20 protein-coding genes and 1 pseudogene are annotated in these 22,519 nt (G+C 36.9%); 15 read left to right on the top strand and 6 right to left on the bottom strand.

Going from position 1 to position 22,519, the window contains the following annotated elements; translation table 11 throughout:
* Positions 1–4: 4 nt before the first annotated feature.
* The 3 genes from ESZ36_RS14600 to ESZ36_RS14610 are packed head-to-tail and all read left to right on the top strand — an operon-like array spanning position 5 to position 4,110.
* Positions 5–364: a hypothetical protein gene (locus tag ESZ36_RS14600; RefSeq protein ID WP_211357792.1), complete on the top strand. Its 360-nt coding sequence runs from the start codon at positions 5–7 to the stop codon at positions 362–364.
* Positions 342–1,634 carry a porin family protein gene (locus ESZ36_RS14605; protein ID WP_146789211.1) on the top strand — a complete coding sequence of 431 codons (1,293 nt, stop codon included), beginning with the start codon at positions 342–344 and terminating at the stop codon, positions 1,632–1,634. Before ESZ36_RS14600 ends, ESZ36_RS14605 begins: the two co-directional genes overlap by 23 nt.
* Before the next feature lie 10 nt (positions 1,635–1,644).
* Entirely contained in the window at positions 1,645–4,110 is a 2,466-nt protein-coding gene (locus ESZ36_RS14610; protein WP_146789213.1) for a putative bifunctional diguanylate cyclase/phosphodiesterase, read from the top strand.
* 235 nt (positions 4,111–4,345) lie between these two features.
* On the opposite strand, the gene ESZ36_RS14615 is transcribed toward ESZ36_RS14610, so the two are convergent.
* Both ESZ36_RS14615 and cutA read right to left on the bottom strand, forming a co-directional pair.
* Entirely contained in the window at positions 4,346–6,190 is a 1,845-nt protein-coding gene (locus ESZ36_RS14615) for a protein-disulfide reductase DsbD (RefSeq protein WP_146789215.1), read from the bottom strand.
* The gene (gene cutA / locus ESZ36_RS14620; RefSeq protein WP_146789217.1) at positions 6,190–6,507 is read right to left on the bottom strand and encodes a divalent-cation tolerance protein CutA; all 318 of its coding nucleotides are present in this window, start codon (positions 6,505–6,507) and stop codon (positions 6,190–6,192) included. Before cutA ends, ESZ36_RS14615 begins: the two co-directional genes overlap by 1 nt.
* Positions 6,508–6,639: 132 nt before the next feature.
* Here cutA and ESZ36_RS14625 point away from each other — a divergent pair, with 132 nt between their 5' ends.
* From ESZ36_RS14625 to groL, 3 genes are all read left to right on the top strand, one after another.
* Positions 6,640–7,146 (top strand): FxsA family protein, encoded by a 507-nt coding sequence (locus ESZ36_RS14625; protein WP_146789219.1) that lies wholly within the window; start codon positions 6,640–6,642, stop codon positions 7,144–7,146.
* A 132-nt stretch (positions 7,147–7,278) separates the two neighbouring features.
* Positions 7,279–7,569: a co-chaperone GroES gene (locus ESZ36_RS14630; RefSeq protein ID WP_146789221.1), complete on the top strand. Its 291-nt coding sequence runs from the start codon at positions 7,279–7,281 to the stop codon at positions 7,567–7,569.
* Between the two features lie 180 nt (positions 7,570–7,749).
* Positions 7,750–9,396 (top strand): chaperonin GroEL, encoded by a 1,647-nt coding sequence (groL, locus tag ESZ36_RS14635; protein ID WP_146789223.1) that lies wholly within the window; start codon positions 7,750–7,752, stop codon positions 9,394–9,396.
* A 736-nt stretch (positions 9,397–10,132) separates the two neighbouring features.
* On the opposite strand, the gene ESZ36_RS14640 is transcribed toward groL, so the two are convergent.
* Positions 10,133–11,191 carry an OmpA family protein gene (locus ESZ36_RS14640; protein ID WP_146789225.1) on the bottom strand — a complete coding sequence of 353 codons (1,059 nt, stop codon included), beginning with the start codon at positions 11,189–11,191 and terminating at the stop codon, positions 10,133–10,135.
* Between the two features lie 273 nt (positions 11,192–11,464).
* Here ESZ36_RS14640 and ESZ36_RS14645 point away from each other — a divergent pair, with 273 nt between their 5' ends.
* From ESZ36_RS14645 to ESZ36_RS14670, 6 genes are all read left to right on the top strand, one after another.
* Entirely contained in the window at positions 11,465–11,755 is a 291-nt protein-coding gene (locus tag ESZ36_RS14645; protein WP_146789227.1) for a hypothetical protein, read from the top strand.
* Positions 11,755–12,579, top strand: coding sequence for a mechanosensitive ion channel family protein (locus tag ESZ36_RS14650; RefSeq protein WP_146789229.1), 825 nt, complete (start codon positions 11,755–11,757; stop codon positions 12,577–12,579). The genes ESZ36_RS14645 and ESZ36_RS14650 overlap by 1 nt, the downstream gene beginning before the upstream one ends.
* Before the next feature lie 17 nt (positions 12,580–12,596).
* Positions 12,597–13,130, top strand: a complete 534-nt coding sequence (gene sigX / locus ESZ36_RS14655) for an RNA polymerase sigma factor SigX (RefSeq protein WP_146789231.1) — start codon at positions 12,597–12,599, stop codon at positions 13,128–13,130.
* 328 nt (positions 13,131–13,458) lie between these two features.
* Positions 13,459–14,025, top strand: coding sequence for a DUF4136 domain-containing protein (locus ESZ36_RS14660; RefSeq protein ID WP_146789233.1), 567 nt, complete (start codon positions 13,459–13,461; stop codon positions 14,023–14,025).
* 83 nt (positions 14,026–14,108) lie between these two features.
* Positions 14,109–14,612, top strand: coding sequence for a DUF3016 domain-containing protein (locus tag ESZ36_RS14665; RefSeq protein WP_146789235.1), 504 nt, complete (start codon positions 14,109–14,111; stop codon positions 14,610–14,612).
* A 263-nt stretch (positions 14,613–14,875) separates the two neighbouring features.
* Positions 14,876–16,540, top strand: a complete 1,665-nt coding sequence (locus ESZ36_RS14670; RefSeq protein WP_146789237.1) for a mechanosensitive ion channel family protein — start codon at positions 14,876–14,878, stop codon at positions 16,538–16,540.
* Positions 16,541–16,597: 57 nt separating this feature from the next.
* On the opposite strand, the gene ESZ36_RS14675 is transcribed toward ESZ36_RS14670, so the two are convergent.
* Together ESZ36_RS14675 and epmB are read right to left on the bottom strand one after the other, a co-directional pair.
* On the bottom strand, positions 16,598–16,900 hold the full coding sequence (locus ESZ36_RS14675; protein WP_146789239.1) for a hypothetical protein: 303 nt from the start codon (positions 16,898–16,900) through the stop codon (positions 16,598–16,600).
* Positions 16,901–16,999: 99 nt separating this feature from the next.
* Complete coding sequence (epmB, locus tag ESZ36_RS14680; RefSeq protein ID WP_246129112.1) at positions 17,000–18,040, bottom strand: EF-P beta-lysylation protein EpmB; 1,041 nt, start codon at positions 18,038–18,040, stop codon at positions 17,000–17,002.
* A 97-nt stretch (positions 18,041–18,137) separates the two neighbouring features.
* Here epmB and efp point away from each other — a divergent pair, with 97 nt between their 5' ends.
* The 3 genes and pseudogenes from efp (at position 18,138) to ESZ36_RS14695 (ending at position 20,756) form a co-directional block, all read left to right on the top strand.
* Positions 18,138–18,713, top strand: coding sequence for an elongation factor P (gene efp, locus ESZ36_RS14685; protein ID WP_011041815.1), 576 nt, complete (start codon positions 18,138–18,140; stop codon positions 18,711–18,713).
* Positions 18,714–18,761: 48 nt separating this feature from the next.
* Positions 18,762–19,445: an outer membrane beta-barrel protein gene (locus ESZ36_RS14690; protein ID WP_146789242.1), complete on the top strand. Its 684-nt coding sequence runs from the start codon at positions 18,762–18,764 to the stop codon at positions 19,443–19,445.
* A 288-nt stretch (positions 19,446–19,733) separates the two neighbouring features.
* A pseudogene (locus tag ESZ36_RS14695) lies at positions 19,734–20,756 on the top strand (LacI family DNA-binding transcriptional regulator).
* Between the two features lie 123 nt (positions 20,757–20,879).
* Here ESZ36_RS14695 and ESZ36_RS14700 read toward each other — a convergent pair.
* Positions 20,880–22,376, bottom strand: coding sequence for an MFS transporter (locus tag ESZ36_RS14700; protein WP_146789244.1), 1,497 nt, complete (start codon positions 22,374–22,376; stop codon positions 20,880–20,882).
* Positions 22,377–22,519: the final 143 nt, after the last annotated feature.

The following is a 22,519-nucleotide window of genomic DNA, read 5'->3' on the forward strand; positions in this document are numbered from 1 at the left end:
TACAATGCGTCAATTGCGTTGGAGTGATGATAGTGCAATTAATGTCTTTGTATTACCGAGTCAGCACGATCTCCATCAACGATTTGCTAAAGAACGATTACAAATATTTCCTTATCAGCTTAATCGTATCTGGCATAAATTAACTTACTCAGGGTTAGGTGTTGCACCTACAGTTGTTGCTTCTGAACAAGAACTTATTCAAGCGGTCACTAAAACACCCGGAGCTATCGGTTATATAGATGACGAAACGTTAAAAAAGATAAAGCAAAATAAAAGTTCTAAAAGAATAAAAACCCCTGATATGGAAGCAGGTCAGCAGGCTAGTGGTAAAGGAGTAGTAAATGTTATCAAAATTAAAGACTAATGCTGCAGTTGAAATATCTAACAGAGTTAATAATTTGTATTGTTTTAGACTGTTTGTTTTCCGAGCTGTAATGCTTGCAGTAATCTTTACTGGCTCTTTCTCAGGAACGACACAGGCTGAAGAAAGTGAAACCTATTCTAATTCGCAAGACTTTCAATTGCATGGTTTTATCTCACAAGGGATAATTGATGTTAATGGTAGTGATTTTGTAAATGATGATGGCGAAGTGTCTACAGAATTAACTGAAATAGGCCTTAATGCTTCTTATCAATTATCGGATAATTTTCGTCTTGCTGGGCAAGTGGTTTACTTAGATGGTGGAAATCGTTACTCACAAGGTGCAAGAATTGATTATGCATTAGTAGACTGGTCGGCGTTTACCAATGAACATTGGCAAGCCAATGTGTATGTAGGACGTTTTAAAAACAATCATTGGCTCTACTCTAGTTCTAGAGATATTCCTTTTGCTAGGCCCAGTATAATTTTACCGCAATCAGTATATTTTGATGGTTTTAGAGATATTGCTGTAGGTAGTGATGGAATTGCAACTAAAGTTAGTTATAGTACTGATGACTATGGCAATTTCGATTGGCAATTAAGTTATGGTAAATCACCTATTTCAGATGAGCAGACAAAAAATATTTTAAGTGAATTTGCTCAAGGAAGTGCTGAGCAAAATTATGATGCTCAAACAAGTTTGTATTGGCAACCTGCATTTTCACCCTGGCGTTTTGGTATTTCATTGCTAGATGCAGGATTTAGCTATAGCCAAGGAAACGCAGAAAGTGGTGATATGTTTTCTGATAGTGATTTTAATTTTCAATTTTATACTATGAACGCTATGTATGAAGGTGAGAACTGGGAATTTAGCGGTGAAATATATCAACAGCGTTTTACTATCGATGGTTTTTATTACCCAGGATTTCAACATGATAGTATTGGGCAAGGCTTTTACTTACAGACGCGCTATAAATTAACGCAAAAAGTAACGTTATTAGCACGCTATGAAGACTTTTATCTGAATAAAGATGATAAAGATGGCAAGAAAATGGAACAAGCCACAGGTGGCGCAATTCCTTATTACTTCGGCTTTCATAAAGATATCACGTTAGGACTAAATTACGATATTACCAGTAATTTTAGTGCTCGCATGGAATATCATTGGGTAAATGGCGCAGGTCGACTCACACCTGTAGTAGTGCCTAATACCCAAATTAATGACACCGAAGATTGGCAAATGTGGGCTATTCAGTTGATGTATTGGTTTTAGAAGTAGTGTTATGAATATAAAATTTGTTGGTGTACCAACCAAGCTTTTGGTACTAATAGTCTCAACCTTACTGCTTTTAGCAGTAGGGTTTTCTTCGTTATCCTATTGGCGTTTACAAGCCGATTATAAAGAGTTTCAGCAAAATAATATCGTCCAAGGTCAAGTGCAAGTTAATCTGCATAACAGTATTTTGCGTACTAAAATAACCGTTTGGTTAGAGTCATTCACCGATTTGATTCAATTATCAGAACAAGACGACTTTTCTAATTTAGCTCTGCAATTAGAGAAGCAATATGATGCATTACAATTACACCTTAATGTTGAAGATATTTGGCTAGTGGATGAGAAACAAAATATTTTATTCGCAACCAATGACTTCCCTGCAGTAGTGCAAGATAACATTGCACAAGTCTTTAGATTACAAGAACCAGAACATCGAATATATTGCCCACAAAGCTGTCAATTGTTATTGAGTTTACCTTTGCTCAATAAGCAAGGAGATATGGTTGTTGTGACTATGAGTACTTCACTGATTGATATGCTGTTTGCTTTGAAAACAACTTTAGATAGAGATGTTGCTGTTATCAGCATGCCCGCTAAAGGTGAAATCGACTCGTCCTCAGCTAAAGTGATTTCGGCATCTAATATGAGACTAACAGAGTCTCTATTAGCGATGGATAAACCTAATTCGACACTTAATCAAGTATTAGAGCAGGGCTTACACTTAGATTTAGGAAAAAATAGTTACTTGATAAATCTATTAACCTTATCAAAGCAAGCCGAACAAGGTTTTTATCTCGCTTTAATTGATGATGTGACAGCCTACAAAGCAAAGAATGATGCATACCAAAAGCGTTTTATATTATCTTTGAGTCTTATTTTTAGTTTACTAGCAGCATTTGTTTACTTTATTTCTAGTCCATTTACTAAGCGATTGTTACTGCTATCTAATGCGCTACCTTTATTAGCACAAAAAAAGTTTGATCAGTTTAGACAAGTTGATCTAAAAAGACCTCGCATGTTTGCGGATGAATTAGATGTATTAGCTCATTCATCCGAAGAGCTCAGCTTTGAATTAGAACAACTCAACTTAGTCGTAGAGCAAAAAACCAAAGAGTTAGAAAACATTGCGATGTATGATTTGCTGACGGGTTTGCCTAATCGTAATATGCTCAATTATCAACTGCGTAAGTCATTAGCTAATATTGCTCGCCATAAAAGTGGTGTTGCTGTGTTGTTTCTCGATTTAGATGACTTTAAAAAGGTTAATGACAGTAATGGTCACAATATTGGTGATAAGTTACTCATTCAAGCTGCAGAACGTGTAAGGGTAAGTGTTGGTGAACTAGATTTAGCTAGCCGTTTTGGTGGTGATGAATTTGTTATTGTGTTGAGTCATCTAAATAGTGTAGATGAAGCTATCGAAGTTGCAGAAAAGGTACTATTACAATTTAAAGAGTCGATAAAACTTGGCTCTAATATATTTTATGTTTCAACGAGTATCGGTATTGCTTATACAGAATCAGCGATAGAAAAGTCGGATGATTTGATCAGTCATGCTGATATCGCCATGTATGAAGCAAAAGATAATGGCGGTGGTCAATATCATATTTATCACCAAGAGATGTTTCAACGTGTCGCTCATAGGGTAATGCTTGAAGGTGAAGTCAGACAAGCGCTAGCTAAGCAGCAGTTCAGTCTAAGCCTACAGCCGCAGATATGTGCAAAAACTAAAAAGCTGTATGGTTTTGAAGCACTATTACGCTGGCAACACCCTGAACGAGGAATGATCTCACCAGAGGACTTTATTCCTATTTTAGAAAACTCTCAGCATATGATTGAATTAGGTTATTGGATAATTCGTCGATGTTTTGAGTTAGTAATAAGTATCAAAGAATACGGACTAGAAAATATACGTATCGCGATTAATTTATCTGCGGGACAGTTTATGGATGCTAATCTACCGCATTTCCTAAACGATTTATTAGTAGAATTCTCATTAACAGCGAAAAACTTTGAGTTAGAACTTACTGAGCAAACGTTAGTGAAAGATATGGATCATACCATCGCTATGATGGAGTCCTTGAAAGTTATTGGCTTTAGTTTTGCCATTGATGATTTTGGTACGGGTTATTCATCGTTAGCGTATTTAAAGAAAATGCCTGTAGATGTTATTAAAATAGATAAAAGTTTTATTTTTGGCATGTTAGAAAATCATTCTGACTTTCAAATTATCACTTCAACTATCGCAATGGTTAAAAACTTAGGTTTGACGGTAGTAGCAGAAGGGGTAGAGACACAAGCACAGTTGCGTAGCTTAACTGAAAATGATTGCGATATTATTCAAGGCTATTATTATTCTAAGCCTATCCCGGAGAAAGACTTGTTTACTATGCTAGACAAGCAAACAACAAAAGGCTATTGGAAAGTAGCCAAGAAAATTCAGCCTGACCTATCAGCAGATAAGTCTGCTTGAGTTGATTTTTCTTAAGTAATGCCATTGTCATTAAGTTTGTGATTTCGTTATGTGTAGATAAATTAAGGCAAGATATTCAATTGACCAATAACTGGCTATTGGGTTTGAGAGTAACGCGGTTTTAGAGTATTTAACTTACAGAAGTGGACAGTAATTTAATGAGAATGGTATAAAGCCAGCCTAAGCTGAGGCTGACTTTATTTAGATTGACTATACTTCTCAACTATTAACGTGACTATTTAAATATAGACTTCACGTGGGCACTAAACTCAGCGGCTTTCATAAAACCTGTGGTACGTTGCTTAGTTAATTCTTTTCCTTGTAAATCAAAAAACAGAATAGAGGGTAGACCCAATATCGTATAGTGCTGCACAAGCTCTGCATTATCGGTCGAGTCGAACTCTGTCATGTCAATTTGCAACCACACACTATTACTCAATGCCTTTTGTACATCGGCATCTACGAAAGTATATTTTTCAAACTCTTTACAAGCAATACACCAATCAGCGTACAAATCTAACATTACTGTTTTGCCCTGCATGTTGGCTTTTTTCACTTCATCTTCTAGTTGCGCTAAAGACGTTACTTGTTTAAAACTAGCGTGCTGAGCATCATTGGTAACAATGTTATTGCTTGGATAGACTAACTGGTAAGTAAGGTTAGCACCAAAAAACAACATCAAAAATATGATTAGGGAGCGTAAGCCATACCAAAAACCTTTTCCTTGTTGATCAATTTGCGCTGCTGCGTGATTTTGGTTAGCAACATAGAAGTAGCTCGCACTGACTAATATCAATAATGCCCATAACGCTTGGCTAGCAACTTCAGGGATAAAGCGCTCTAATAAAAATACCGGTACAGCAAGCAATAGTAGGCCGAAAATATTTTTGATGATATCCATCCAAGCACCAGCTTTAGGCAGTAATTTACCACCGGAGCTACCTAAAATAAGTAAAGGTAATCCCATACCTAAACTTAATGCATATAATGCAGAGGCACCTAAGACTACGTCGCCTGTTTGAGATATATAGAGCAATGCGCCTGTAAGTGGTGCCGTTGTGCAAGGAGATGCAACTAAGCCTGAAATAACACCCATCATTAGCACGCCAGTAATTGAGCCTCCTTTTTGCTTATTACTCATTGTATTTAGTTTGTTTTGCCAGCTAGCAGGTAAGGCTAAATTAAAGACACCAAACATTGATAGTGCTAAAAATATAAATAAGACACTGAGACCGATTAATACTATTGGATGTTGAAAAACTGCTTGGAACTTCGCTCCAGCCAATGCAACAACTACGCCTAAAAGAGTGTAAGTTACTGCCATACCTTGTACATAGAAAAAAGATAAGGTGAATGCTTTTTTAGTTGTTAACTGCTTACCTTGTCCAACAATAATACCCGTTAAAATAGGGTACATAGGGAAAACGCAGGGCGTGAATGACAATAATAAGCCGCCAACAAAAAATGCAACGAGCGTTAATAATAAGCTATCTTGCTTGAGCATGTCAGATAACTGATGCTGTTCACTTTTTTTAACTACAGCCTGGCTTGTCTGACGGTCTACATCTTTATTAGGATTTCCTAAGGATGATGCAGCGGCAATACGATCATCCGCAATAAATTTGCTTAACTTAATTACCTTACTGGTTGGTGGGTAACATAAACCTTTTTCGGCACAACCCTGGTAAGTAATTTTGATACTGGCATCATTTGATACGTTTTCTAGGTTTATGGTAAATGCTAATTTATCAGTAAATATTTTTTGTACACCAAAAAACTCGTCTTCATGGTCTATGCCATCAGGTAATAAAACCGCGGTAAACTTGGTGTTTTCACCTTTAAATTTAAATTGATGACGGTAAAGGTAATACTCAGGCGCAATATCGAAACTAACTTCTAGCAAGTTATTTTTCTGATAAAAATTAAAAGCGAATGCCTGATCAACTTTTAAAAATTCATCATCATTACTAAATAAACTGCTATTAGAAACATCAAAAATAGATTGCTTTTCTTGTGCTGCAGCGGGATTAAAAGTAAAAGCTGCTAACATCAGAAAGCATAGAGATAGTAAGTTTTTCATTAAGTCAACTTCAAAGAGTTAGTGATCCAGTTTAAATAATGTTTATCACCTTGCTGGATATTCAAGGCAATAATTTCCACCACGTCATACGGGTGTAATTGATTGATTCGATCACTTAGGGTGGCGAATTTATTTTCATCAGTTTTTATCAACAATTGTACTTCATTGTCGCAATGCAATTCATCTTGCCAACAATAAATAGAGGTAATATTTGGCACCATATTAACGCAGGCAGCAAGTTTTTCTGTCACCAATTGCTGAGCAATTTTTTTAGCTACTATTTCATCGGGACAGGTTGTTAATACTAATTGATACAAAATTGTTACCTATAGCTGTATTCCTATTGATAGTATACCTTGAGTATTAAGGAAAACTTAGGCTTCTATCAACTGCCCTTGAAAAAGACCTGTTTAGCCCAATATAAGTTTCATAGAAAATAAGGAATTATTATGTTTCAACTATTATTTGTACTTTTTATCATTATCCCTATCATCGAAATAACGGTGATTATGCAAGTGGGCGCTTTACTAGGATTGTGGCCAACAATCGCGATTGTTATTCTAAGTGCTTGGTTAGGTGCAAAATATGTACGCCAGCAAGGCTTGGCTACTTTACAATCGGTACAAACCAAAATGGCACAAGGTGAAATGCCATCGGGTGAAATAGTCACGGGTTTAATGTTATTAGTAGCGGGTGTTTTATTAGTAACCCCTGGTTTCGTTACCGATATCTTTGGTTTATTGTTATTAGTCCCTAGTGTGCGTGCGGCAATTGCCAATCAAGTACAAAAACATATTAAGGTCAACCAACTTGGTGGAGGCGCCTCTTTTCATCACAGCGCATCTGGCAATGTCTATCAGCATGAAAAGTCAGATGAACCTTTTACTTCATCAAATGAACCAATCTCACATCACCAAGGCGATACATTGGAAGGTGAATTTAAACGTAAAGACTAAGTTTTTTCAGTTTAGGACTTGTGAAGATTTATTTTATCCCCATTTCTATTATCAACAATCTGGTCGTTAATTATGACTAGTAAACTTACTAAATAACTTACTAATTAAATTAGTAATCTCAGGAGAGAGTTAATGAGCATTCGTCCACTACATGATCGTGTAATTGTTAAACGTAAAGACGCAGAATCAAAATCAGAAGGCGGTATCGTATTAATGGGTAGCGCTGCTGAAAAATCTACTCGCGGCGAAGTTATTGCTGTAGGTAATGGTCGTATTTTAGAAAATGGTGAAGTACGTGCATTAGACGTAAAAGTTGGCGATCAAGTTATCTTTAGTGAAGGTTACGGCGTTAAAACTGAAAAAATTGATGGTGAAGAAGTACTTATCCTTAGTGAGTCAGACATTTTGGCTATCGTAGAATAATTAAGAACTTAACTTGTCGCTAATACAACACAATAGCGACATCAAAAGTGCTCACTTACTAATGTAAGCTCCGCGCTTTTTCTTTGCTCTTGAGCCGATTCGCTTAAAGTAAAGCCCTAATATACTTAACATTGTTTTTTAAAACAGTGTCAATAAACAAAATTATAGGAATTAAATAACATGGCTGCAAAAGACGTATTATTTGGAAATGATGCACGAGCTAAAATGCTACGTGGTGTAAATGTATTAGCTGATGCTGTAAAAGTAACATTAGGACCAAAAGGTCGTAACGTAGTGATTGACAAATCTTTTGGTGGTCCAACAATCACCAAAGATGGTGTTACTGTAGCCAAAGAAATCGAACTTGATGACAAGTTTGAAAACATGGGCGCACAAATGGTGAAAGAAGTTGCTTCTAAAGCCAATGATGAAGCCGGTGACGGTACAACGACTGCAACTGTTTTAGCACAAGCCATTGTTAACGAAGGTTTGAAATCTATCGCTGCGGGCATGAACCCAATGGATCTTAAACGTGGTATCGACAAAGCCGTTATTGCTGCTGTTGCGGCATTACAAGATTCTTCTACCCCTGTAACTGATAACAAAGCGATTGAGCAAGTAGGTACTATTTCTGCTAATGCTGATGAGACTGTTGGTCAAATCATTGCAACAGCAATGGAAAAAGTAGGCACTGAAGGTGTTATTACTGTTGAAGAAGGCCAAGCATTAACTGACGAACTTGATGTTGTTGAAGGTATGCAGTTTGACCGAGGTTATTTATCACCATATTTCATTAACAAACAGGAAAATGGCACGGTTGAATTAGAAAACCCTTTCATCCTACTTGTTGATAAAAAAGTATCAAACATTCGTGAATTATTAACAACACTTGAAGGTGTTGCTAAAGCGGGTAAGCCACTATTAATTATTGCTGAAGATGTTGAAGGCGAAGCCCTTGCTACTTTAGTTGTTAACAACATGCGCGGTATTGTTAAAGTTGCTGCTGTTAAAGCACCAGGCTTTGGCGACAGACGTAAAGCAATGCTACAAGATGTTGCGACATTAACTGCTGGTACTGTGATTTCTGAAGAAATCGGTATGGAACTTGAAAAAGTAACATTAGAAGATTTAGGCCAAGCAAAACGTGTTGTTATCTCTAAAGACACTACTATCATTATTGATGGTGTTGGTGTTGAAGCTGATATTCAAGCACGTGTTTCACAAATTCGTGGTCAAATTGAAGAGTCATCTTCAGATTACGATAAAGAAAAACTTCAAGAACGTTTAGCTAAACTTGCTGGCGGTGTTGCCGTTATCAAAATTGGTGCTGCCACTGAAATTGAAATGAAAGAGAAAAAATTCCGCGTTGAAGATGCATTACATGCTACACGTGCAGCGGTAGAAGAAGGCGTTGTTGCTGGTGGTGGTGTTGCCCTAGTTCGCGCTGCTGAAGCGATTAAAGATTTAGAAGGTGCTAACGAAGACCAAACTCATGGTATTAACGTTGCTATCCGTGCCATGGAAGCACCACTTCGTCAAATCGTAGCTAACTGTGGTGATGAATCTTCAGTTGTACTTAATGAAGTACGTAACGGTAAAGGTAATTACGGTTACAATGCTGGTAACAGTACTTACGGCGATATGCTTGAAATGGGTATTTTAGACCCAACTAAAGTGACTCGTTCAGCACTACAGTTTGCAGCATCTGTTGCAGGTTTAATGTTAACGACTGAAGCTATGATTACTGATGCTCCACAAGATGCATCTCCTGCTATGCCTGATATGGGCGGCATGGGCGGTATGGGTGGCATGGGCGGCATGATGTAATTTATGCTTGTCTAAATCGTTAATTACATCGTTGCTGTTTTACTCGCATAGAAAAGACTATGCTTCGCTTACAGCGCCTTGTAATAAACAATTTATCCTACGCATAAAGCATTAAACTTGCTTATTGTACTAAAAGCTCACTTCGGTGAGTTTTTTGTTTTCTACGATCTACTATTTAGCTGATGAAACTCCTAACTTCTTCGTTGCTTTATAGTTCGTTTAAGAAAAACTAAACGTCACAATAAAGCGCCTCGAACTAAACAATCTACTCTGCGCATAAGGCATTAAACTTGCTTGTAGGATCTAAAAAGCTCACTTCGGTGAGTTTTTTATTTTCTACGATCTAATTATTTAGCTGATGAAACTCCTAACTTCTTCGTTGCTTTATCGTTCGTTTAAGAAAAACTAAACGTCACAATAAAGCGCTTTGAACGGAACCATTTACCCAGCATAAAATATTAGGTTTTTTATTGGTATAAGTGTTTTTTATAAGGAGTCTTAGATAGGGGGGCTGTTGGCTTTTTTCTAACGGCTGGAGGAATCGGGGCTACTGTGGGTATCGTATTAGAGGAAGCGACGTTATGCACTGTTATATTGTTGGTAATGAACTCATGTGTTAATAAAGTCATTTTTCATAGTGTTCACATATTTCAATGTAACTTACAAAGAGGGTTAACATAGCGTGAAATAAACAGGGGTAAATAGTCTTTATTTACCCCTGTTACTAATGTGATTTTTAGCTTTTTATCATCATTTTTTTAACAGTAGCTTCAATTTTTGCAATAACTCTACGATTTAACTCATGATCGGCAGCTGTACTACCCTTAGATATTAGTTGTGTTTCACCAAAACCTTTGGCAGATAAACGGTTTTCCTCTATATCAAATTTATTAACTAGAAGACTCTTAACCGCATCAGCACGCTTTTGTGAAAGCGCTAAGTTATATTTAGCGCTGCCTGCCGCCGAACTATGTCCTTCAATAACAACACTTGTATTTTTGTATTCCTTCATAAAATCAGCTAAACGTTGAATATCACTCATTGTTTCTGACTTTATCTGTGAACTATTGTTTTCAAACGATACGTTTAAGTCTACATCTACTGATTTATCTAAAAATAGCGGGCAACCATTTGAATCAACTTTTACGTTTGCTGGCGTATTTTTACAGGTATCTTGCTTATCATTAATGCCATCATTATCAGTATCAACAACGATTACTTTTGCAACAACGGGTATTGCAGCAACTTCCTGATATACCGCTTTCTTAACAACAGGAGATTTTTTCACATCACCAAATGCGTATTTCACGCCGATTTTAAAGCCTTGGTCTGTAAAACCATAGTCGACGTCACGGTAAACCACCGCTTCGCTATATAAAGAGAAACGATCACTAATATCAACGTTATAACCAAGACCGACATTAACTGCGTTGTAACTTTTCACGTTATTAAAACGTTTTACACCAGCGAAAGCGTAAATGCCGGTATCTTCAATTTTATAAATAGCGTCAAGACCAAAACGTGTACCATAATCAGTATCATTACCATTGTTAATATCATAACGAGCCTTTGCTAACTCTATGCGAGCATTCCATTGTTCGTTAATGATTTTTTGTAAATCAATACCTAAGCCTTTTCCTGCTTCAATTTGTTGCCAGTCCATCTTATTTTCTTTACCTGTGTCTGATTTAATATAATCGCCAAAGACACCTATTTCCCATGTTTTATCAATGCCTTCTGCAGCTAAAGGTGAACTAATTAATGCAGCTAACAGGGTGATTTTGAAAGTTTTCATGGATAAATCCTTATTAAGTTTTATGTGATTTTATGTAATTTCTGACCCTATAACGGATCAGAAATGTAAAAGTCACAAATTTTTAATATTTATTTTACAATTAGCATTCAAAGCGGAAAAAAGTAAGTTTATTAGCGTAGAATGCACTCGATTGAAATATGGCTAAAAGTTTATAACTAAAAATAAGAATGAAATTTATACAAATTTAATGTGACTTTTTAACTACTCAGTCGTTAAAGAACTAAGCGATAAAAATTATTGCTAGAGGATAAGATGAAAGACATAGAAAAGAACATAGCAGCAGAGCTTAAAAATGATCCTGAATTAACGTTTAGTACTTCAGACGACGACTTATTTAAACGTGCAACAACAACGGCCAATAATCAGCGAGGTACGAAAGACCTTCTTGCACTGGGTATGGCTTCACTTTGGGTTGTTTTTATTAGTATATTTATGAAAATTTTAAAGCCAATATTTAAGCAAATGGCAGCTAAACCACAGAAAATAAGCACTAGTGCGACCACAGATACAGCCACCAATATAATCAATAATAAGGGCAAATAATGGATACTGAAAACATCACAGATAAAGCTTACTCTGGCTTTATGGTTATCTGGCATCAAATGATAACTTTTTTGCCTGACTTAATTGTCGCTACAATATTTTTGCTGGTTGGTTGGTTAGTTGCATCTATGGTTAAAAGATTTTTAAATAAATTTTTAATTAAAATTGGGTTTAATACTTTCTTAGATAAACTTGGTTTAGACACCTTACTGAAAAAAATGGAAGTGAACGTTACTGGTAGCCAAGTGGTTGCTAGTATTGTTTCAACATTTTTCCTTTTAATATTCTTATTAGCCGCATTAGATATTGTCGGCTTAACGGTGCTATCAGGGTTAATTGATACCTTAGTACTGTTCTTACCTAAATTACTTGCTTCACTCGCTGTACTATTGTCTGGCTTCTTTGTTGCTCAAATTGTTTTCAATGGCGTAAAAATAGCGGCTAAAAATACAGGTATTGATTATGGTCGCTCTGTTGCTGAAGTTTGTCGCGGCATTATTATCGTTATCACTGTTTCATTATCAATAACGCAACTTGATATTGATGTGTCTCTACTTAATAACATTATGACTGTAATTATTGCTAGTGTTGGCTTAGCTGCAGCGATTTCTTTAGGTATTGGTACCAAGTCAATGGCACAAGAAATTGTTGCGGGTGTCTATTTACGAGAAATGTACCAAGTAGGTGATAACATCGAAGTAAAAGACATCAAAGGCACTTTAGCCTCAATTGGTAGCGTGGCGAGTAAAGTAATGGGTGAAGGTGAGTCGATGACTACCGTGCCTAATACTTTTTTATTAGCCAACAAAGTTACCAAGCAATAACGCGATTTATTTAACGTTTGACTACGCTTAATGAACGGCAACTTGTAGCTCTAGTACAAGTAAACCTGCCTTATGATACGCGCCTTTTTCAGCAGTTAATTACACCATACCTTCCTATTTTGAAGGGGTATTGTGCAAAATTACTCAATAATCAATCTGATGCTGAAGATGTTGTACAGGAAATCATTATCAAGATACTCACTCACTTGAAGAATTTTAAGTGGGCGGTGTCTTTTAAAGCGTGGCTATTCAAAATAGCTCATAACGAATGTATTAACAAAATAAGAGACCGTCGTTGGGATACCTTAGAACAAAATGATGAATATTTAGAAAATATAATTGCTCCAGAAGGTAATCATCAAAACTTAGCCACAGCGTTGTCTGAATTAATGGTCAATTTATCATTTGCTGACCGTAATATTATGCTACTCCGCTATCGTACCGAGTTAGAATTTCAGGAAATAGCAGACATTTGTAATTTGAAACTTTCGGCGGTTAAAATGCGCCATAAAAGGGTGATAGAGTTCTTAAAAGGGCAATTGAAGGAATAGAAGATTGGATTCTTATCTATAACCATAAAGAGATCTAGTTGATATCTTGGTGTGTGAGTTGAGTTAATTCACTGATCTCCAACTGGCGATAATCTACTTATTGAAGTATTTTTCTATTGTTATCTTTTTTAGATGAAGTTAGGTTAAATAAGTCAGTTGCTTAAGCATAGAAACGATTAAATTTAGAATAGTTTTAGCGAGGATTTTGAGATCAAATTAACTCATTTATATTACATTCTGTCGCAGAATTTAATTGGATGTATTTATATACTTAATTACATAATTAAGTCAGTATTGAAGTGTTAATACATATTTCTAGGATTGAAAAATGAAGAAAAATATTAGTTTAGCTGTGGCTCTGTTTACTAGTTTAATTGTTAGTGCTTGTGTGACTGTTCCTCAAGAGAAACAAGTGAATAAAAATCAATTGGCGATATCTAGTGTTCGCGATATTCCAATTTCTTATTCACAAGGTAGTCTATTTTCTTTAGCACCTAAATATGTAAAAGAAACCTCATTAAAACCTGAGCAAACTCAAGCTGCATATGAGCTTTATGCGAACGCTATTATTGCTGATCTAAAGAGTCATGGTTTTAAAAATACCGATGATGCCAGTAACTCAGTTTTTCATGTTGGTTTTGGTATTGCTTTAGCTAGTGATTTATCAGATAAAACTATTAATGATAAGTTTGGCATTACACCAGGTTTACCGAGCAATGATGAATTGAGAAAAGGCAGCTTTTTGATTTATATTGAAGATGTTCTTACCGGAAAAAAAGTCTGGCGTGGAGCTGTACAAGGCTTTGCTCATGAAGATAATAGTGAAATGGAAAGAGAACAACGTACGGCAGCAATTGTTAGCCGTGTAATGAAACAGTTTTACGCTACAAATTAGCACATGTTAGTATCAAATTAGCACTGTTCTAGCAGGTGTTTTCTGTTTTACTTAAGTTGAAGAATTAATTTGAGGAACAACATATGAAACAATCTATTTTAATGGTTACACTATTAACAGCTAGTTTTTTATTAGCACCAAATGCTTTTGCGGCAACGATTGAAGTGACTTGGACTGATTATAAAAGTTACCGTGATATCAATGAAGGTAATGACGGACGAAAACAGTTTAGAGAGCGAACTTTTAAAGATCTTGAGAAACACTTTGCTAAACTTGCAGCGACATTACCTGCAGGACAAATCTTGAAAATTGATGTTACTGATGTAGATTTAGCAGGTGATACACATCATGGTGGTATTAATCGTACCCGTATCGTTAAAGAGGTATATTCACCACGGATGAATTTTTCGTATCAAGTCTTAGGTGCCGATGGCGCAGTGATTCAGTCAGATGACGTTGTGGTAAAAGATATGAGTTTCATGTCAGGCAGCAACTTAAAGTATCGTAACAAGTCTTTAGGTTATGAGAAGAAAATGCTTGATGATTGGTTTCAAGAAACCTTTAAAGAAATGATTGTTACTAAATAATACTTCATTAAACAATCCCTATAAAAGTCACCTTGGTGGCTTTTTTTGTTGCTGAAAATTGTATTTTACCGAAGTCATACCAAACGGATGGAGCTTATTCTATATTGCAGGATCATATTCTCCTTAATAACCATCCCCTTCATTCAATGCTTTGCTTCTAAGCCTTTTAATTCTCGCTAAGTGATCAATAAATTAGTCCGATTGATATAATTAAGTTATTATCTTTGCTAAGTTATTTTACGTTATCGCAAGGATAAGGCGCAATGAAGCTGGCCCAAAACTCTACTTTTTTTATCCGTTCTTCTATTATTTTTACCATCTTATTATCTCTATTTCTTAATAGCCAAAGCGCATTTAGTGCCTCCCCTCCTAATAATGGTGAAGATGTATCCATTAAAAAAATGCTCGACAGTAAAGAAAAGTCACAGCAAGACTCAAAAAATTCTGATTATTCCGATGATTATGATGTTCCAAAAGATGATTTTGAACGAGGACAACCTCGTAGTGCTATCGCGGGATATTTACGTGCATTACGTTCAGGTGATTTAACATTAGCGACTAATTACTTAGATTATCGTAATCTTTCTGAAAAAACACTCAGTGTTGGCAAAGAGGAATTGGCAAGACAATTAGGCGTAGTATTGAATCGAACTCTTTGGGTTGATCTTAATAGTATTAGCTCACTAAAAGAAGGGCGGAAAAATGATAATTTACCTTCCTATAGGGAGTTAGTTGGGCAAGTTGAATTCCAAGATAATAATGTCGATGTATTATTACAGCGTGTCCCTCGCGCGCAAGATAAAGTTAAAATATGGAAAATATCAAATGCTACAGTAGAGAAAATACCGCGTTTATTTAAGCGATATTCATATTCGCCTTTGGGGGAAATTTTAGCTAAAAAATTACCTGCGGTAGACTTGTTCGGTGTCATGCTTTGGCAATGGTTATATTTCACCATGATGATTGTAATGTATTTCTTTATTGCCAAAATAGTTACCTGGTTGGCGGCTTTTGGGATAAAACGCGTTTACAAGAACGTTTCAAGTGAGGTCTTAACCTTTATTAAGGAACCTTTTGCGTTATTAATCGCCATTATTTTTGCGCGTAATTTTCATGATGAAGCCAATGTAACTATCGCTTTAAAGGCAGTGACAGAGGGGAGCACATTACTCATTATCGCTTGGTGTTGGGTGTTTTTTCGCTTTATTGATTTGATGAAAACATTGTTGGCCAAGAAGTTTATCGCCCAAGATAGGCCTTTAGCCGTGTACTTGCTTAGACCAGCGGGCACCGTAATAAAGATCATCATATTTAGTATTGCTTCATTGCACTGGTTAGAAAACCTTGGTTTTAATGCATCAACTTTGTTAGCCGGTTTGGGGATTGGTGGTTTAGCCATAGCTTTGGCCGCGCAGAAAACTGTCGAAAATATTATTGGCGCTATCACTTTATACACATCAGCCCCTATTAAAATTGGTAACTTTTGTCGGTTTGGCAATAGTTTAGGTGTGGTAGAGGAAATAGGTTTACGCGCTACGCGTATTCGTACGTTAGATAGAAGCGTTATTTATGTCGCTAATGCGAAATTTATTGATATGAATATAGAAAACTATTCAGAACGTGAAAAAATGGCCTTTAAACCTAAGATTTTCTTAGCGCCGAATACGCCGAAAGAAAATATTGATGCTTTATTAGTGGCAATTAGAACCATGCTAAGTTCAACCGATAGCCTTGCAGCATCACCATTACGTAGCCATTTCAAAGCGTATACTATCTATGGTTTAGAATTAGATGTTTTTGCTTATGTTAACACGACCGACTTCGATGTCTTTTTAGATGAAATCAACCAACTCAATCTGAATATCTTGGCATTGCTCAACGAACATGATTGTAAAGTACAAGTGATCACAGAAAGAGTTGTCGAGTAACTTAGCGAATCGTTTGAGCCGCTAAGTAAGTTGAGCAATGTTATTATACCAAACGGATTAATTATAACTTTGCTCAAAGTTAGCTAATACAGTGAATAGTTGCTCTATTTTTTTAACTAGCGCAATTAGCTGAGTTTGATCTTTACTTTCTTGCCATTTCAATAGGTCATCGGCAACTTCTTCAACGTATGGCTGAAATGTATCTGCTGAACTTGAAAAGGGTGAGTCAGCAGTAAAAACAGCTTTAAAGCTGGCTTTTTCCTTGGAGCGTAAATCAGCTAAAGTCGCGTCAGCCGTTAATGATTTCTTTAAAATAACTGAGATATTTTCAATAAGTTGTTGTTCGATAGCTTTAGTCATAACATTTCTTACTTTGAGGTGTGGACTTTATACCTGTCCATTCATATTAATCTCGCTAAATGGAGGTTAACTCAATAGATTGGGTATTCTTTTGGGCAATTATGCCAGATTGATCGGCGTTTTGTTAGCTTGTCCGGCAATTTCTCGCACCAATTTAGGCATTAAAAATCCCGGTAAGCTTGCGAGCATAGTTTTAAAAATAGCTACTGCATCTGCTTCCGCAATATCGAAGTGAGCTGCGCCTTGTACTGCATCGAAAAGATGTAAGTAGTAGGGTTGAATACCAGCGTCAAATAATGCCTCACTCAAGTTAATTAATACTTGTGCGTCGTCATTTATTCCTCGTAAAAGAACACTTTGGTTAAATAGTGGTATACGTGCTTCACGAAGTGGCTCAAGCGCTTCTATTAACTCTTGGTTAATTTCATTGGGGTGATTGATATGCAATACCATAGTGGCTTTTAAACGTGAGCACTTTAAAAGTGTCACCAGTTTGGCTGTAACCCTATTGGGTATTACTACAGGTAAACGGCTATGAATACGCAAACGCGATACATGGGGAATTTGTTCTATTTGTCCAATCAGCCAGGCCAAATGATCGTCATTGGCCATTAAGGGATCGCCACCACTAAAAATAACCTCACTTATTTCATTATGAGACGAAATATAATCAAGGGCACTTTGCCAACGCTTTTTATTAGGGCTGTTATCTTGATAAGGGAAGTGACGGCGAAAGCAATAGCGACAATTAATAGCACAGGCAGACTTTACGATCATTAATACGCGATTTTTGTATTTATGCAATAAGCCTTCAGCAACGGTATCATGTTCGTTTAAGGGATCCGCAGTGTAACCATCTGAGAGTAAAAACTCGCTAGATAGCGGCATCACTTGTTTAAGTAGCGGATCGTCAAAGTCACCTTTTTTCATGCGTTTGATAAATGAAAGGGGCACACGCACGGGAAATAATTTACGCGCTTTAAAATGCTGTAAATAGTCATCAGGAGCAATATTCAGCAGTGTTAACAGTTTTTCTGGCTCAGTCACTACATCACGTAAGTCTTTTTGCCATGATTTTTCATCACAAAGATGCAAATCATGATCAATTTGGGTTATTATCTGCGGCAATTCTAATTTCAATTGAACATCTCTTGCTAGCTACTTCGACCATTATAACGGTTATAGGTTAGCGAAGATCAAATAAATAACTCAGTAATTAATAAAGAGCACTCTTACTATGGCTAATTTCAGTACCAACCAGTTCAAAGCTGGACTTAAAATCATGCTTGATGGCGAACCTTGTAATATTCTTGAAAATGAATTGGTAAAACCAGGTAAAGGCCAAGCCTTTAGCCGTGTTAAAATTCGTAAACTCGTTTCAGGTAAAGTCTTAGAAAAAACCTTCAAATCAGGTGAAACTGTTGAAGGTGCTGACGTAATGGAAGTTGAACTTGCTTACTTATACGCTGATGGTGAATTCTGGCACTTTATGAACAACGAGACATTCGAGCAAATTGGCGCAGAAGAAAAAGCCTTAGGCGAGACTGTAAAGTGGTTAGTTGAAGGTGATATTTGTACTATTACCTTATGGAATGGCACGCCAATTACAGTTACGGCAGCAAACTTTGTTGAAATCGACATTACCGAAACAGATCCAGGTTTAAAAGGGGATACTGCGGGTACTGGTGGTAAGCCAGCAACATTAGCAACTGGCGCAGTTGTTCGTGTACCTTTATTTGTTCAAATCGGCGAGAAAGTTCGTATTGATACACGTTCAGGTGAATATGTTTCACGAGCAACAAAAGCACAATAAGATAGTAAAAATATAGAACCATAAAACCATAAAACTAAAGGAATAATTATGTTTTTCAGCAAGATATTAATGACTAAAGCAGTGATCTTCAGTAGTGTTATTGCTTTACTGGCCTGTACTGTGAGTACAGATGCTAGTGCTAACTACACTAAACGCAACGACAAGTGGGAATCTAGTTTTAAAGTCGTTTATTCTCAAGATACCACGGTCGATGGCCAAAATGGATCAAGTCTTGATCTGGAAAGTGATTATGGTTGGGGTTTTACCCTAGGTTATAATGTAAACCCTCACATTTTATTAAACTTTGATTTTGCTTCTACTACTCCTAGCTATGAAGCTACGGCGGTCAGAGATAATGGTAATACCATATCAGGTCGAAATACAATGGATTTATTGGAAAGTCAATTCAATGTGGTTTACAGTATTTTTGCTTCTCAGTTTACTCCTTATGTACAAGTGGGTGCAGGTTGGAGTTACTTAGACAGTAATATCCCTAGTGGGGACGCGGTTGGCGGTTGTTGGGTAACTTGGTGGGGACAGATTTACTGTGATGGATATCAACCTACCTATGACGATACACGTTTTTCTTACAATGCAGCGGTAGGTTTTCGTTATGAGTTAGATAACAGTTTGTTTTTCCGTGTAAGTTATAAACAAAACTGGATCGATATGAGCCATTCAGAAAATGTCACTATCGGCTCTTATAACCTGGAAATTGGTTCTATATTTTAAGGCATATTTTATGCTGCCTTTTTGTGTGTAGATAACCGTTGAATCGTTAAAGCGATAATTACTATTTGTTAGTTAATTAATTGTTAAAAAAACCCAGCAAGCAGCATTACTGTTTACTGGGTTTTTTATTGCTTAGCCATTAATAACACTGCTTAGTCATGTAAATAGCCAACAAACGTGTTAAAAAGGTAAGCTAGTTTACATTGCTGCTATCTATACATCAGGCAGTCGCTAAGGTATATTCATACTAAGTTTTAATCTTGTTATTTTACTTTTTAAGTAGGTCGCGTGAAAGAAAAATCCACATCATTTGATATCGCATACCGAGCAGGGGTATCTCAATCTACTGTCTCAAGAGCTTTGCGAAACAGTCCATTAGTGAATGAGGCAACACGAGAGAAAATTCAAGCTATTGCAAAAGAGTTAAATTATAAGGTTGATAAAAATGCCAGTAATTTACGCTCACAGCAAAGTGATACTATTGCGTTGTTGTTATTTGAAGATCCTACCAATGATGATTCAGCAATAAATCCTTTTTTCTTGTCCATGTTGGGCAGTATCACTCGGGCTTGTTCGCAAAAAGGCTATGATTTATTAGTGTCTTTTCAGCAAGCAAGTGATGACTGGCATGCTGACTTTGAAGATAGCAATAAAGCCGATGGTTTAATTTTGTTAGGTTATGGCGACTATGTTGACTACGAAGAGAAATTAGTCAAGTTGTTAGACCAAGGCACTCACTTTGTTCGCTGGGGTGCTGAAGTCAAGAATTTACCACTTATCTCGGTAGGTTGTGACAACTATCAAGGCGGCAAAGAAATGACAGAGCATCTCATCAAAAAGGGCCGTAAAAACCTTGCCTTTTTAGGTAGTGCCTCTACTCATGCGCCTGAGTTTTTTGAACGCTATAAAGGCCATTGTGAATCACTAAAAGCTAATGGCATAGCGGTGAACCCACTGCTGCAGTTTAATGCCCTTTACACTTAAGAAGCTGGTTATCAGGCTGCGAGTCAATTAATTTCGAGTGGTGAACCCTTCGATGCAATTTGTGCCGCATGCGACCTTATTGCTATTGGCGCTATGCGTGCATTACAAGAACATGATATTGAGATCCCAGAACAAGTTGCTCTGGTAGGTTTTGATGATATTGCTATTGCCAGTTTTACTTTCCCAGCGCTAACAACAGTGAAACAAGACACACAATTGGCCGGAGAATTATTAGTTAATACTTTACTGGCTATGATAAGTGGTGAGGAAACTAAAACTACCTTGATCCCGCCTGAATTAGTTATACGTAAATCTTGTGGTAGTTAGGCTGTAATCGTAAGTTGGGAAGTCGTAAATAATTAATTAGATAAGGTGACTAATAAAGAAGACAAACTTTACGTCACCCTTAACGCGAACTAAATAAGCACTAAAGGTGACTTAGATAATAAATTAAGAAACAGGCATCGCTTCCTCAGTCACAATTGCTTGTTCCGTATCTTCCTTAACAAAATACACCGCAATCGCTCCTAATAACATTGAAATACCTGCCAGCATAATAATATAGATGGCTTGGTTATCGAATACTGCCGTTAAAATCCAACCTGCAAAAATTCCAGAAACTATCTGCGGAGCTGCAATGGTGAAATTAAATATTCCCATATACACACCCGTTTGCTTCACGGGTAATGAGCCTGCCAAAATAGCGTAGGGCATTGCTAATATTGCTGCCCAAGCCATGCCAACACCAACCATAGGTAAAAATAACGACACGGCACCTTGAGGCACTGAAATTTGGGTGATACCTAGATTAACAAGCGTTAACTCAGGGTTATTTACCAACATGATACTTAAATAACCGATACCGCCAGCAAGTAAAGAAAGTGAGTAAGTTAATTTACGGCCAATTTTATTGGCTACTTTCGCCATGAAAATGGAAGCAATAGCGGCAAATAATGAATAAGCAGCAAAGATAATGCCGACCCAGTCACCAGCAGTGCCTTTGGCTTTAGCAATATGCTCTGGTATCGTGCCTACTGACTCTAGATACGTTGGGTCAAACCATTTGGCATCAATTCCCCAGATATGTTGTGCAATAGCGGGCATGGTGTAAACCCACATAATAAAGAGTGCAAACCAAGAAAAGAACTGCACTACAGCAAGTTGTTTCATCGTGGTCGGCATGGTTTTTACTAACAAGAAAAACTCAGCTAGTTTCTTACTTAGCGATCGTTCTACTTTTTGTTCTTCTAGTTCAGCTAAACCATTAGTTCCAGGTTGATACTCTTTAGTACGTAATACTGTCCATAATACAGAGCCCAGCATAACTGTTGCACCAATATAGAAAGCCCAAATCACAGAGGGGGCAACTTGACCGGTGCTTGCGGTATTTTCTAATCCAATGACGTTGGTTAAAACAAAGGGTAAAATTGAGCCAAAAACAGCGCCAATATTAATTAAAAAAGATTGAATAGAGTAACCAACGTTACGTTGCTCAGCAGGCACCATGTCAGATACTAACGCACGAAATGGTTGAAAAGCTAAGTTAAAAGAAGCATCCATTAACGCCAGCATCATAGCGCCAAAAAATAGTGGCGTGATAAAACTCGCTAACGTTGCTGAGTTTGGCATTAATAACATACCAATGGCTGCGGCAACACCACCCGCTAAAATATAGGGATTACGACGGCCTAAGCGGTTCCACGTTTTATCTGAAGCTGAGCCGACAATAGGTTGAATAATCAAACCCATGATTGGCGCAACTAACCAAAAGAGTGATAGAGAATGTAAGTCAGCGCCTAAATCGGAGAGTATTCTACTGGCATTAGCGTTTTGTAAGGCAAAGCCAAATTGTACGCCCAGAAAACCAAAGCTAACATTCCAAATTTGCCAAAAACTCAAGCGTGGTTTATGTTGTTCTTGTTGATTTTGATTACTCGTTTCGCTCATCTCAGGGCACTCTTATTGTTATGTGTTGCGGTACTTGCCTTTAAAAAAAGCACATTATTATTTTCGATAAATTTTAATATACGCATTTTAACGAGTCACCACTAGATGTTACATACGTATTCAGTACTGTTTATACCATTCGT

This window comes from Colwellia demingiae (assembly GCF_007954275.1).
GTDB classification, from domain to species: Bacteria; Pseudomonadota; Gammaproteobacteria; order Enterobacterales; family Alteromonadaceae; genus Colwellia; species Colwellia demingiae.